The following is a 12,004-nucleotide window of genomic DNA, read 5'->3' as shown; positions in this document are numbered from 1 at the left end:
TGAGGGTTTGCGAGGTCGCACCGATCGGGCGCTAGGAGCCGATCGCCGCCAGGTCGTGGGAAGTGCGGCCCAGGATCGAGCAAGCCGTGCCGACCATCTCGTCGATGATCGACGCGACGGTGTCGACACGATCGATCTGTCCGACGACCTCACCGACGATCAGATTCGCGACGTCGTAGTCCTCGGCCTTCACCGCTGCCTGGAACTGCGTCTGCCTCTCCCGGAGCGCGCCCCGCAGGCCCGGCTCGTCGCCGTGCCACCGCCGGATGAAGTCGTTGTGCAGGACTCGCCCCGTGTACCGAGTCGGCCAGGGCTTCTCGCGCACGATGTCGAAGGCGCTCTGCCTGATCGTGTCGTCCCCACCCGCCGACAGCGCGCGGTGCTGGGCCGCACGCGGAATCGCCGCCTCCTCGGCCGCCCAGAACCTGGTTCCGACGAGGGCACCGTCGGCACCGAGTGCGAGCGCTGCTGCCAGGCCCCGGCCGTCGCCGATTCCACCGGCCGCCAGCAGCATCACGTCCGGCGCCTCCCGCCGAAGGACATCGGCGATCTCGGGCACCAGGGTGAACGTCGATCGGGCCCCCGTCCCATGGCCGCCCGCCTCTCCGCCCTGAGCAGCGACGACGCTCGCCCCCACCTCGACCGCCCGGCGCGCCTGGTCGACATCGTGCACCTGGCAGATCAGCGGAATTCCCGCGGCACGAATCGCAGGCGCATGCGGCGCCGGGTCGGCGAAGGAGAGGAAGATCGCCGCAGGCCGGTAGCCGATCGTCTTCTCGAGGAGCCGCGGTTGCTGCGCCATGGACCAGGTTATGAAGCCACAACCGACCGCGTCGGTCGTGACGTGGTCGAACTGATCGCGCAACCAGGCCTCGTCGCCGTATCCGCCGCCGATGAGTCCCAGCCCACCAGCCTCGGCCACAGCGGTGGCCAATCGCCAATCGGAGACGTAATCCATCGGTGCAAGGACTACCGGGTGTTCGATTCCGAATTTCTCGGTCAGACGGTTCTGCAGACTCATGCTGGGCTCCTCCACACATTTCCGACGTGTCGCCGTGTTCTCCACGTGCTGCACGTCACACCGGACGGCTTTGCGACAACGCTAGAAGCCGGCAGAAGAGGGGTCCAACGGTTTGTACCGAACCCTGCGTTCTCCAGAACAGAACGCTCGAGAATTCGATGGCAGCGCACAGCGGGATCGCGAAACCCACTGCTCTGCAACAGTTAACGCGCAGCTCGTACAGGAAGCCCCGATTTCTGGGGCCGATCACGCCACGTGGGCGTCGCGCAGGTTCGCGGCCTCCGCGAGGAGGTCGGGGTCTGCGGTCAGTTCGTGGACTGTGCCGATCTCGGCAAGGATCGCGGCCCGAACCTGTTCGAGACCGAGAGCCGGGTTCAGGTCCGTGAGGGACGCCGCCGTGGCGGGGTCGAACTCCAACTCGAGGGCAGCATTGACATCGGCGAGCACCGCCCGCACGGGATCCGAATCGGCGACCACGAGCTCGAAGCCGAAGAGCCACGCGCCGGCGACTATTCGCTGCGCGGTCCCCGCCAACTTGACGCGACCCCCACCGTTCACCGTCCAATCACCGGGGCAATACTCACCGGGAACCGGTCCGATGCGAGCATCGACACCGAGCGTCCTCAGCACGGCGACGATCCTCGGGGTGAGGCGCTGGAAGCGGGGCCGGGCCCCGACGATGCCCTCCGTGTCCGGGGAGACGATCTCCACGACGAGGGTCTGCTCGTGGTATGCCGCCGCCCGACCGCCCGCGCCCCGGACGACGGGCGTGAACCCGTGGTGCCGCGCCGCGGCTGCCGCGGCCGGAAACTGCGGCCGAACAGCGTCCAACCGCCCGAACGACAACGTCCGCGCGGGACTGTAGATCCGCACCAGCCCAGACGCATTCGGATCTCGCCCCGTGCGCCGCAGCAGCGCCGAGGCAAACGCCGCATCCATTACGGGATCATCCGGAAAATGCGTGGTCAGCAACTGCTCGATCGTCATACTCTTCCCGTCGGTCCTCTCCGCGGCCGGCACCTCACTACAGTGTCGCCGAGGTTGACGAAAAGAGCACCCTCTTCGTCGCGAAGCCGCGACACCCGCCCGGACCGGTGGGATGGCCGGGCCGGGCGGGTGTCGCGTTGTCGTGACGCGCCCCGCTGCGTTCACCAAGAAGTTCGGACCGCGGGAATGTTACTGCCGTGCGCGGGCTTACGACCCTACGGCGGCTCGCGCAACCTCCTCGATACCGGCGGCGTCGAGCTTGTAGTGCCGGTACAGGTGGGTCGGCGGTCCGATGAGCGCGTATTCGTCCTTCACGCCGTGCCGAATGACACGAGTGCCGTACCCGTGTTCGGCGACGACCTCCGCGACCGCTCCCCCGAGACCGCCGATGACATTGTGTTCCTCCACGGTCAGGACGATGGGGGACCGCTGTGCGGCGCGGGCGACGGCGTCGGCGTCGAGGGGCTTGACGGTGTGCATGTCGACGACTCCCGTGGAGATCCCGCCTGCGTTCAGAGCCTGCGCCGCCTCGAGAGCGGGATGCACCATCGATCCTGTGGCGATGATCGTGAGGTCGGTGCCGGCGCCGTGTTCGATGGCGGTGCCGATGGTGAAGGGGTGAGTGCCGTCAGCGTAGACGTCCGGGTCCTGACCACGGCCGATACGGAAGTAGATCGGTGCGGGATGGTCGACGGCGGCGCGGAGCGCGGCTCCGAGCTGAGCGGTGTCAGCGGGGGCGATGACCGTGAGCCCTGGGATGCTGCGGGTGATGGCGAGGTCCTCGGTGGCGTGGTGCGAGGTGCCGTAGAACCCGAGCGTGATGCCGGCGTGATGGCCGATGAGCCGGACGGGCTGCTTGGTGTACGCGATGTCGGTGCGGATCTGCTCGCAGGCCAGGTAGGCCATGAACGACGCGAAGGTGGCGACATACGGCTGGAGCCCCGTGGTCGCGAGTCCTGCTGCGGTGGAGACCATGTGCTGTTCGGAGATGCCGAATTGGACGTATCGGTCGGGGTGCCGCTTCTGGAACGCGACCAGTCCGTTCGAATACTTGAGATCGGCGGTTCCGGCGACGATGGGATGGCCCTCGTCCACCAGGTCGGCCAAGGTGTCGGCGAGTATGTGGAAGCCGGGGGCCCGCTCGATCAGGGTAAGCAGGTGCCAGGACTCGGCCTGCAGGCCGGGTGCGACGCTCATCGGTTGTTCCTCAGTTCTTCGATCGCGTTGACTTCGTCTTGTTCTGCCAGCCAGCCGAGATGCCAGCCGAATTCGGATTCCATGTAGGAAATGCCCTTGCCTTTGACGGTGTTCGCGATGATCACCGCCGGACGTGTTCGTTCGGGGTCCTCGACGATCGCGCGGAAGGTCGAGAGCAGTGCGCGGACGTCGTGTCCGTCGACCTCGTGCGCGTCCCATCCGAAGGCGCGCCATTTGTTGCCGAGCGGCTCGATGTTCGTCACGGTGTCGATGCGGCCGTCAAGGGAGTGGTCGTTGCGGTCGACGATCGCGATCAGGTTCGAGACGTCGTGGTGGGCCGCACCGAGCGCGGCTTCCCAGATCTGCCCTTCGTGCAGTTCGCCGTCTCCGAGGAGGACGAAGACGTTGGAGGGGCGGCCCTGCATGCGGGTGCCGAGAGCGATTCCGGTGCCGGTCGACAGAGCGTGCCCGAGCGATCCGCTGCTGAAATCGATGCCGGGGATGCGGGTCATGTCGGGGTGGTCGCCGAACGCGTTGCCGAGGCGGGTGTACTCGTCGAGTTCGGCGGGGTCGAAGAATCCCCAATCCGCCAGGAGCGGATAGAGCGTGGCCGCGGCGTGGCCCTTGCCGAACAGGAAACGGTCTCGGTCGGGCCAATCGGGCTCGCCTTTCCGAAGCCGCATGACGCCGTAGTACAAGGTGGCGAGGATCTCGGCGCAGGAGAAGCCGGAGGCGTAGTGGCCGGTCTTGGCGATGGAGATGAGGCGGACGGTTTCGAGGCGGGCGAACAGCGCGCGTTCGGAGATCAGGTCGACGAGTTCGTCGTCGTGGTCGGTGGCCGGTGGGGTTGGTGTCAGCATGGACGAAAAGTACCAACTGTCGGGCACATTGTCCATAGAGCAGTAAGACTATTGATGGACTGTTTGTCCGCTGAGCGATAATCTGGACGCATGGCAAATGACGGAAGTTTGATGTTGGTACGCAAGGTCGCGGAGTTGCTCGACTTCCTGGCCAAGGGGGAGGCAACCGCCACCGAAATCGCGGAAGCTATGAACGAGCCGCGCAGCTCGATGTATCGACTGCTGGCGAGCCTGCAAGAGGAAGACCTCGTGGAGGCGGGGTCGCGGCGGGGCAAGTTCCGTCTCGGGTTCAAGCTTGTGTCACTCGGTTCGGCGGTGGTCGAACGGTTCGACGAGCGCCAGTTCGCGCAGCCGGTCATGGAAAGACTGCATGCGCTCACCGGCGAGACGGTGTTTCTCTGCGTTCCCCGCGGTGACCAGGCAGTGTGCATCGAACGCCTCGACGGCAAACGCGTGCAGTCGCTGGCCCTGCGACTGGGCGGGTCCCTGCCGATGCATACCGGCGCCGCCTCCCGCGCCATCCTGGCCTTCCGGGACGAAAGCGAGTGGGAGGCCTACATCGCCCGCAACACCCCGCTGACCCGGCTGACCCCCTCCACCCCCGCCGAGCCGTCCGAATTACGGGCACTCCTGCGGCGCACCCGCGACGAGGGGATCGCGATCAGCGACCAGGACGTGACGGTCGGCGTGGCGGCGATCGGCGTCCCGATCATCGACTACCAGGGCCGGGTCCGGGCTGCACTCTCGATCAGCGGCGTCCGCGAATCCATCCTCGGAGCCGACGGCGACCGGTGGAAGGCGGAGGTGATCAGCGGCGGACAGGAGATCTCGCGAGCCCTCGGCGCAGACCTCGCCGGCCAGAAGGTCGCGAACTTCGGGTAACGCCCGTCGCCGCACCTCCTCCTCGCATACTTTGTCTCGCTTGCTAGACATTCCGTCCGTAAGGTGAGACAGTGGTGAGCACCACAGTCCGTGGTACGACTCACCAGCAGGGAGGCAAAGACATGAGCGGCGAGCTTCACGACCGCGTGGTCGTGATCACCGGTGCAGGTGGCGGCATCGGCGGGGCCTGTGTTCGACACATGCTCGCAGCGGGGGCCGAGGTGGTCGGCGCCGATCTCGACGTCACCACCTCGGACCTGCCCCACGATTCCGAGCACCTACGCCTGACGAAGGTCGACCTCCTCGATCCGTCCGGCGCCCAGGCGATGATCGACTTCGCGCTCGACCAGTTCGGGCGCGTCGACGTCCTGGTCAACAACGCCGGCGTAGCGCCGGTGCGCGACAGCTTCCTGACGACGTCCGACGAGGACTGGGCCCTCACGCTGGACCTCAATCTGATGGGCTATGTCCGGGCGTCCCGTGCCGCAATCACGGCGATGCGCCGGCACGGCAACGGCTCCCTCGTCCACATCGCATCGGAAGCGGCCCGGATGCCCAATCCCCGGCTGCCCGACTACAGCGTGTCCAAAGCTGCGATTCTGATGCTCTCGAAAGTCCTCGCCGCGGAGTTCACCCCCGAAGGCATCCGATCGAACGTCGTGTCGCCGGCGTTCATCCGATCTCCGATCTACGACCGGCCCGGCGGTATCGCCGATTCACTGGCCGCCGAATTCGGCGTCGACAAAGAGACTGCGCTCGCCAAATACGTTGAACTGAACAACATCCCGGTGGGTCGATTGGGGACCGTGGACGAGGTGGCGGGAATCGTCGTCTATCTCGCGTCCACCCGCGCAAGTTTCGTGTCGGGGGCGAATTTCTGCATCGACGGCGGCGTCACGCCCGTCGTCTGACCGATCCAGACCAGCAAGAAGGAACAGCCTGATGTCAGTTCTCGATAGAACCTGTCCACCTGCGAAAACGGCGTCGAAAATCGCTGTTGCACTGGGTACCGCGGTGATAGCGGCCGGCACCATGACAGCGTGCACGTCCGGCGCAGGTGCCGGAGACGACGGCAAGACCACGATCGGCGTCACCCTCAATGCGGCGTCGAACCCCTTCTTCCTCGCGGAAGGCCAGGCGATCGAAGAGGCCGCCGCCGAGAAGCGCGTGGAAGTGTCCGTCCAGTACGCCAATGCCGACGTCGCCGTGCAAAGCGACCAGATCGATACGTTCATCCGGCAGAAGGTGGACTCGATCATCGTCGACGCCGTCGATTCCGACGGCGTCGGTCCCGCATTGCTCCGAGCGACGCAGGCGAACATCCCCGTCGTCGCCGTCGATGTCACGGCGATCGGTGCCGACGCGACCGTGACGAGCGACAACGTCCAGGCCGGCCGCGAAGCGTGCACGTATCTCGTCGAGCAACTCGGCGGATCCGGCAAGGTGGCCATCGTCGACGGGGCCGCGGTATCTGCGATCGCGGACCGCATGCAGGGATGCCGGGAAGCGTTCGACGCACACCCGGGCATCGAGGTCGCCGCCACTCAGCGCGCGGATCTCACCCGCGACAAAGCCATGAACGTCGCGAGCACCATCCTCACCGCGAACCCCGATGTGGACGGCTTCTTCGGCGTCAATGATCCCACCGCGATCGGAATCTCCCTCGCTGCACAACAGAAGGGCACCGACGTGAAGGTCGTCGGAGTGGACGGCGCGAAACAACTGACCGACCTACTCGGCAAGAGTTCCATCATCGCCACCTCGGGGCAGGACCCCGCCCAGCTCGGCCGCTCGGGACTCGACATCGCCGTTCGTCTCGCCGGCGGCGAGAAGGTCGACAGCGCACCGACATTGATTCCCACCGTCCTCGTCACCGCCGACACCATCACTGCCTACAAGACCTGGGGATGAACCATGGGTACGCTCACGAAGGTCCCCGCAGCGCGTCTCGAAGGCATCACGAAGTCCTTCCACGGCAATTCTGTTCTGCGGGGGGTGTCATTATCGTTGCATTCCGGATCGGTCTCCGTCCTCGCCGGTGAGAACGGCGCAGGCAAATCGACCCTGATCAAGGTGCTGACCGGTATCTACCAGCCGGACTCGGGAACGATCCACCTCGCCGGCGCCCCAGCGCACTTCACCGGCCCTGGCGACGCACGCGCACACGGACTCACAGTCATCCATCAGGAGCTCAGCGTGGTTCCCGAACTCACCGTCGCAGAGAACATGGTGCTCGGCCGGGAGCCACGGCGGCGCCTGGGCCGATTGGACCGCGGTGCCGCCCGCCGACTCGCGGTCGCGGCCCTGGCCCGGGTGGGGTCGACTATCCGTCCCGAAACCTATGTGGCCGAACTTAGTACAGGTCAGCAACAGTTGGTGGAGATCGCCCGCGCCCTGTCCGAAGAGCCTCGGATCCTCGTCCTGGACGAGCCGACTGCCGCACTCTCGCAGGACGAGGCCGACAACCTGCTCCGCCTCGTTGCCGAACTCAAGTCGCGCGGTCTCGCCATGCTGTACATCAGTCACCGGATGGCGGAGATCGACCGAATCGCCGATCACGTCACCGTCCTCCGCGACGGCGTCGTCGCCGACTCGATGGCCCGAGCAGACATGACCCCGGACCGGATCGTCACGTCGATGGTGGGCAGACCGGTCGAGGCGATGTACCAGCACCGGCGAGCCGCAGCACGCACCGACATCCGACTCCAGGTCAGCGACCTCTCCTCCGACAAAGTGCAACCCTGCTCCATCGAGGTCCGCGCGGGCGAAGTCGTCGGATTGGCCGGCATCGTCGGCGCCGGCCGAAGCGAACTGTGCCGTCTGGTTGCCGGCTTCGACAAAGCCGCGGCCGGCCGCGTCGAGGTCGACGCCCGACACGTCGACCTCGGCAACCTCCGCTCGACCGCGGCGGCCGGGATCGTGATGCTCCCGGAGAGCCGCAAGGAACAAGGCCTGTTTCTCGACATGTCGATCGCCGACAACGTCTGCCTCGGTACAGCATTCGGACGCCATCGCTTCGGGCGGACCTCGCCGGCAGCATTGACACGTGCGGCCACCCGATACACCGAGCAGATGCGCGTCAAGACCACCGGCGTCGACCAGCGCGTCGGGGATCTCTCCGGCGGCAATCAGCAGAAGGTCTTGCTCGCGCGCTGTCTGGCCAAGCAACCGTCGGTACTCATCCTCGACGAACCCACCCGCGGCGTCGACATCGGAGCCAAGGCCGACATCTACGCACTCATCAACGAGGTCGCGTCGAAAGGAGTTGCAATACTGTTGATCTCCTCCGAGCTTCCGGAGGTCATCGGACTCTCCGATCGGATCCTCGTCATGCGCGAAGGCGCGATCGTCGCCGAGGTCTCCGGCGACTCCATGACCGAGGAAGACATCATCCGGCACGCAACCGGAAGCGTTACTGCCCCTCCATCGCTCACCGAGGTAATCTCATGACCACCCCACTTCCCTCCCCCACCCTGCCGGCGGCGCCGCACCGGCCCCCGCGAACGAACGGCATCCGGCACCACGTCACCGCACTCGCCGACCGGCTCGGCGTGGCGCTCGCACTCATCGTGCTGATCGCCGTGTTCTCGGCGGTCGCACCGTATTTCCTGTCGGTGGACAACCTTTTCGACGTCGCCCGGCAGATCTCCGTGACCGCCATACTCGGTGCGGGACTGACCTTCGTCATCATGACCGGAGGCATCGACCTGTCCGTCGGGTCGGCGGTGGGCGTGACCGCGTTCGTGGCCGTCGCCCTCTCCGTCAACGGCGCTCCGGCCCCGGTCGCCCTGCTCGGTGCACTGGCCGCCGGCCTGGTCATCGGATTGATCAACGGTGTGCTGGTGGCCGGGCTCGGGTTGGCGTCCTTCATCGTCACCCTCGCCGCGCTGACGTATCTCCGCGGAGTGACCTACGTCGGTACCGACGGCAAGACCCTGTTCTCGACGGACCTCGGCTACGCCGTCCTCGGCCACGGCGCCCTTCTCGGAGTGCCGATTCCGGTGCTCGTCATGGCCGCGGTCTTCGCGGGCGGGCGGTATCTGCTCAATCGCACCGTCTTCGGACGTTGGGTTCGCGCAGTCGGCGGCAACGCCGAAGCCGCCCGGCTGGCCGGCATCCCGGTCCGGCGAGTGCTCACCACCGTGTACGTGATCTCCGGCATCTGCGCGGCCGTGGGCGGAATCATCGCGTCGGCCCGTCTGCAGAGCGCCGTACCGGACCTCGGCGCCGGATACGAACTGTCCGCGATCGCTGCCGTGGTCCTCGGCGGGACGTCACTGATGGGTGGGCGAGGATCGTTGATCGGCACCTTGGTGGGTGCGGCGATCATCGGGGTTCTCGTCAACGGTATGACGCTGCTCGACGTCTCGACGTTCTACCAGCAGATCATTCAGGGCGCGGTCATCGTGCTCGCGGTGGCGCTGGACCGGCTGCGCATCAAGTCCTCGGGGACGCAGCATGCTTGACACACGATCAAAGGAAACCATGACCTACGAACCCATGAACCCCGATGCCGCACTGGCAAAGGTGCCCACCGAACTGTTCATCGGAGGCCGGTGGGTATCACCCGGCACGGGGCAGACCATCGCGGTGGAGAATCCCGCGACCGGCGACGTGATCGCCGAGATCGCCGACGGCGGGCTCGCGGACATGGCTGCCGCTGTCGACGCCGCCGCGGCCGCCCAACGCGACTGGGCGCGCACCGCACCCCGGGTGCGCTCGGACATCCTGCGCCGCGCCTACACGCTCATGCTCGAGCGATCCGACTACCTCGCCATCCTGACCACCCTCGAGATGGGCAAACCCTACGCCCAGGCGCAGGCCGAGGTGACGTACGCAGCCGAATACCTCCGCTGGTACTCCGAGGAGGCCGTGCGCATCGGCGGCCGCTATACCGTCACCGAATCGGGAGTCGGCCGGATCGTCACAATGGCCCAGCCCGTCGGTCCGTGCCTGTTCGTCACACCGTGGAACTTTCCTCTGGCGATGGGCACCCGCAAGATCGGCCCTGCGCTGGCGGCGGGCTGCACCTGCATCGTCAAACCCGCGAAACAGACTCCGCTGAGCATGCTGGCGACAGCGTCGATCCTCGAGGAGGCCGGTGTTCCCGCCGGCGTGGTCAACGTCGTGCCCAGCACCGATTCGAACCGAATCGTGGCCGCGGCAATGAATGATCCACGGCTGCGGAAGATCTCGTTCACCGGCTCGACCGAGGTGGGACAGTCACTCGTGCGGCAATCGGCCGACCAGTTGCTGCGCGTGTCGCTCGAACTCGGTGGCAACGCCCCGTTCATCGTCTTCGACGACGCGGACGTCGGCTCGGCAGTGGACGCCGCGGTACAGGCGAAACTGCGTAACAACGGAGAAGCCTGCACCAGCGCCAACCGCCTGTACGTCCATTCCTCGATCGCCGGCGAGTTCGCTGCCGAACTCGCCGAGCGCTTCTCCGCGCTGACCATCGGTCCGGGCATGGACCCCGGCACCGACATCGGCCCGCTCATCGACGACAAGCAGCGACGCCAGGTGCAGAGGCTGGTCGACGACGCCGTCGCCAAGGGCGCACGCGTTGTGACGGGCGGGCACGCCCTCGACCGTCCTGGCTGCTTCTTCGCGCCCACCGTCCTCACCGATGTGCCCGGCGACGCGCTCCTCATCCAGGACGAGATCTTCGGTCCGGTCGCGCCCATCATCTCCTTCGACGACGAAACCGCGGTCCTCGAATCCGCGAACTCGAGCCGGTACGGGCTCGCCTCCTACGTGTTCACCCGCGACCTGGACCGCGCGATCCGCGTCGCCGAACAACTCGACAGCGGAATGGTCGCCATCAACCAGGGAACGGTCTCCAACCCCGCGGCGCCCTTCGGTGGTGTCAAACATTCCGGCTACGGGCGGGAAGGCGGCCCGGAAGGCCTCGCCGAATACCTCGAGACGAAGTACATCGCATTGGGCGCGGGCACCGCACCCACGAGCGCCGGAGGCATCGCATGAGCGGCGGAAAGACTCTGGTCGTCGGCGCCCACGGGGTGATCGGCAGCGCGGTGGTACGCACGCTGACCGACGAGGGCAGGGACGTGGTCACGGTGGCACGCCGCGGCCCGGTCGAGTTGCCGGGCGGGGCGGCAGTCACCGACCACATCCAGGTCGATCTCCTCGACGGCGCGGCCACCTCGGCGGCGTTCGCCGGGTGTTCCGACATCGACACGATCGTCTACACCGCGTACACCGAACGTGAGTCGATGGCGGCCACCGTGGCTCCGAACCTCGCAATGCTTCGGCATGTGCTCGAGGCGGTCGGAGGGTCATCCTCCACACTTCGGCACGTCGTTCTGATCGGCGGTGGAAAGTCGTATGGCGAGCACCTCGGCTTCTACAAGACTCCCGCCAAGGAGACCGACCCCCGCCACCTCGGACCTATCTTCTACAACGACCAGGAGGACCTGCTCTTCGCCGACGCCCAGCAGCACGGGTACACCTGGACCGTCCTCCGACCGGATGCAGTGCTGGGTGTGAGCATCGGATCACCGATGAACATGCTGACCGGTGTCGGCGTCTACGCGACCCTGTGCCGAGACCAAGGTCTGCCACTCCGCTTCCCCGGCACCCCGAAGGCTTGGACGGCGCTGCACCAGGCGACGGACAGCGCCGTCGTGGGCGCTTCGGTGCACTGGGCGCTCGAGGCCGAGACGGCACGTGGAGAGATCTTCAACGTCACCAACGGTGACAACTTCCGCTGGGAGCATCTGTGGTCGGACATCGCCGGCTTCTTCGGCATGGACGTCGCACCGATGCAGCCGATGACGCTGGCCGAGCAGATGGCGGACAAATCCGCACTGTGGGACGACGTAGTCGCCCGGCACCGGCTACGTCCCCTTCCGCTGTCCGCGGTGGCCGCCTGGCCGTTCGTCGACGGATGGTTCGCGATGGAGTCCGACATGGTGCAGAGCACGATCAAGATCCGCCGGGCTGGCTTCACCGCGTGCATCGACACCCACGAGAGCTTCGTTGCCAACCTCGAGCAGCTCCGGTCGCTTCGCCTGATTCCGTAATCCCTTTACAC

The 12,004-nt window shown here is 66.5% G+C and carries 11 protein-coding genes; 7 read left to right on the top strand and 4 right to left on the bottom strand.

Annotated elements, in window-relative coordinates:
• Positions 1–31: 31 nt before the first annotated feature.
• From BLV94_RS43210 to BLV94_RS43195, 4 genes are all read right to left on the bottom strand, one after another.
• A complete protein-coding gene (locus BLV94_RS43210) occupies positions 32–1,021 on the bottom strand; it encodes an NAD(P)H-dependent flavin oxidoreductase (protein WP_072941660.1) in 990 nt (329 codons plus the stop codon).
• 246 nt (positions 1,022–1,267) lie between these two features.
• On the bottom strand, positions 1,268–2,008 hold the full coding sequence (locus tag BLV94_RS43205; RefSeq protein ID WP_072941663.1) for a lipoate--protein ligase family protein: 741 nt from the start codon (positions 2,006–2,008) through the stop codon (positions 1,268–1,270).
• Between the two features lie 207 nt (positions 2,009–2,215).
• Positions 2,216–3,205, bottom strand: a complete 990-nt coding sequence (locus tag BLV94_RS43200; protein ID WP_072941666.1) for a transketolase family protein — start codon at positions 3,203–3,205, stop codon at positions 2,216–2,218.
• Positions 3,202–4,065, bottom strand: a complete 864-nt coding sequence (locus BLV94_RS43195) for a transketolase (protein WP_072941669.1) — start codon at positions 4,063–4,065, stop codon at positions 3,202–3,204. Before BLV94_RS43195 ends, BLV94_RS43200 begins: the two co-directional genes overlap by 4 nt.
• A 90-nt stretch (positions 4,066–4,155) precedes the next feature.
• Here BLV94_RS43195 and BLV94_RS43190 point away from each other — a divergent pair, with 90 nt between their 5' ends.
• From BLV94_RS43190 to BLV94_RS43160, 7 genes are all read left to right on the top strand, one after another.
• Complete coding sequence (locus BLV94_RS43190; protein WP_072941672.1) at positions 4,156–4,947, top strand: IclR family transcriptional regulator; 792 nt, start codon at positions 4,156–4,158, stop codon at positions 4,945–4,947.
• Positions 4,948–5,069: 122 nt separating this feature from the next.
• Positions 5,070–5,858 (top strand): SDR family NAD(P)-dependent oxidoreductase, encoded by a 789-nt coding sequence (locus tag BLV94_RS43185; RefSeq protein ID WP_072941675.1) that lies wholly within the window; start codon positions 5,070–5,072, stop codon positions 5,856–5,858.
• Positions 5,859–5,979: 121 nt separating this feature from the next.
• Positions 5,980–6,858 (top strand): substrate-binding domain-containing protein, encoded by an 879-nt coding sequence (locus BLV94_RS43180; protein WP_072941951.1) that lies wholly within the window; start codon positions 5,980–5,982, stop codon positions 6,856–6,858.
• A gap of 3 nt (positions 6,859–6,861) precedes the next feature.
• Positions 6,862–8,397: a sugar ABC transporter ATP-binding protein gene (locus BLV94_RS43175; RefSeq protein WP_072941678.1), complete on the top strand. Its 1,536-nt coding sequence runs from the start codon at positions 6,862–6,864 to the stop codon at positions 8,395–8,397.
• On the top strand, positions 8,394–9,413 hold the full coding sequence (locus BLV94_RS43170) for an ABC transporter permease (RefSeq protein ID WP_072941679.1): 1,020 nt from the start codon (positions 8,394–8,396) through the stop codon (positions 9,411–9,413). Before BLV94_RS43175 ends, BLV94_RS43170 begins: the two co-directional genes overlap by 4 nt.
• Before the next feature lie 19 nt (positions 9,414–9,432).
• Positions 9,433–10,935, top strand: a complete 1,503-nt coding sequence (locus BLV94_RS43165) for an NAD-dependent succinate-semialdehyde dehydrogenase (protein ID WP_083395836.1) — start codon at positions 9,433–9,435, stop codon at positions 10,933–10,935.
• Positions 10,932–11,993: an SDR family oxidoreductase gene (locus BLV94_RS43160; RefSeq protein WP_072941682.1), complete on the top strand. Its 1,062-nt coding sequence runs from the start codon at positions 10,932–10,934 to the stop codon at positions 11,991–11,993. Before BLV94_RS43165 ends, BLV94_RS43160 begins: the two co-directional genes overlap by 4 nt.
• Positions 11,994–12,004 lie beyond the last annotated feature (11 nt).

The organism is Rhodococcus koreensis, assembly GCF_900105905.1.
Lineage (GTDB): Bacteria > Actinomycetota > Actinomycetes > Mycobacteriales > Mycobacteriaceae > Rhodococcus_F > Rhodococcus_F koreensis.
The sequence above is the reverse complement of the archived record's forward strand: the minus strand, read 5'-3'. Positions and strand labels throughout refer to the sequence as shown.

Excerpts from the sequence above, each read along its gene's own strand:
- BLV94_RS43210 (WP_072941660.1), bottom strand. The coding sequence starts at position 1,021 with ATGAGTCTGCAGAACCGTCTGACCGAGAAATTCGGAATCGAACACCCG.
- BLV94_RS43205 (WP_072941663.1), bottom strand. The coding sequence starts at position 2,008 with ATGACGATCGAGCAGTTGCTGACCACGCATTTTCCGGATGATCCCGTA.
- BLV94_RS43200 (WP_072941666.1), bottom strand. The coding sequence starts at position 3,205 with ATGAGCGTCGCACCCGGCCTGCAGGCCGAGTCCTGGCACCTGCTTACC.
- BLV94_RS43195 (WP_072941669.1), bottom strand. The coding sequence starts at position 4,065 with ATGCTGACACCAACCCCACCGGCCACCGACCACGACGACGAACTCGTC.
- BLV94_RS43190 (WP_072941672.1), top strand. The coding sequence starts at position 4,156 with ATGGCAAATGACGGAAGTTTGATGTTGGTACGCAAGGTCGCGGAGTTG.
- BLV94_RS43185 (WP_072941675.1), top strand. The coding sequence starts at position 5,070 with ATGAGCGGCGAGCTTCACGACCGCGTGGTCGTGATCACCGGTGCAGGT.
- BLV94_RS43180 (WP_072941951.1), top strand. The coding sequence starts at position 5,980 with ATGACAGCGTGCACGTCCGGCGCAGGTGCCGGAGACGACGGCAAGACC.
- BLV94_RS43175 (WP_072941678.1), top strand. The coding sequence starts at position 6,862 with ATGGGTACGCTCACGAAGGTCCCCGCAGCGCGTCTCGAAGGCATCACG.
- BLV94_RS43170 (WP_072941679.1), top strand. The coding sequence starts at position 8,394 with ATGACCACCCCACTTCCCTCCCCCACCCTGCCGGCGGCGCCGCACCGG.
- BLV94_RS43165 (WP_083395836.1), top strand. The coding sequence starts at position 9,433 with ATGACCTACGAACCCATGAACCCCGATGCCGCACTGGCAAAGGTGCCC.
- BLV94_RS43160 (WP_072941682.1), top strand. The coding sequence starts at position 10,932 with ATGAGCGGCGGAAAGACTCTGGTCGTCGGCGCCCACGGGGTGATCGGC.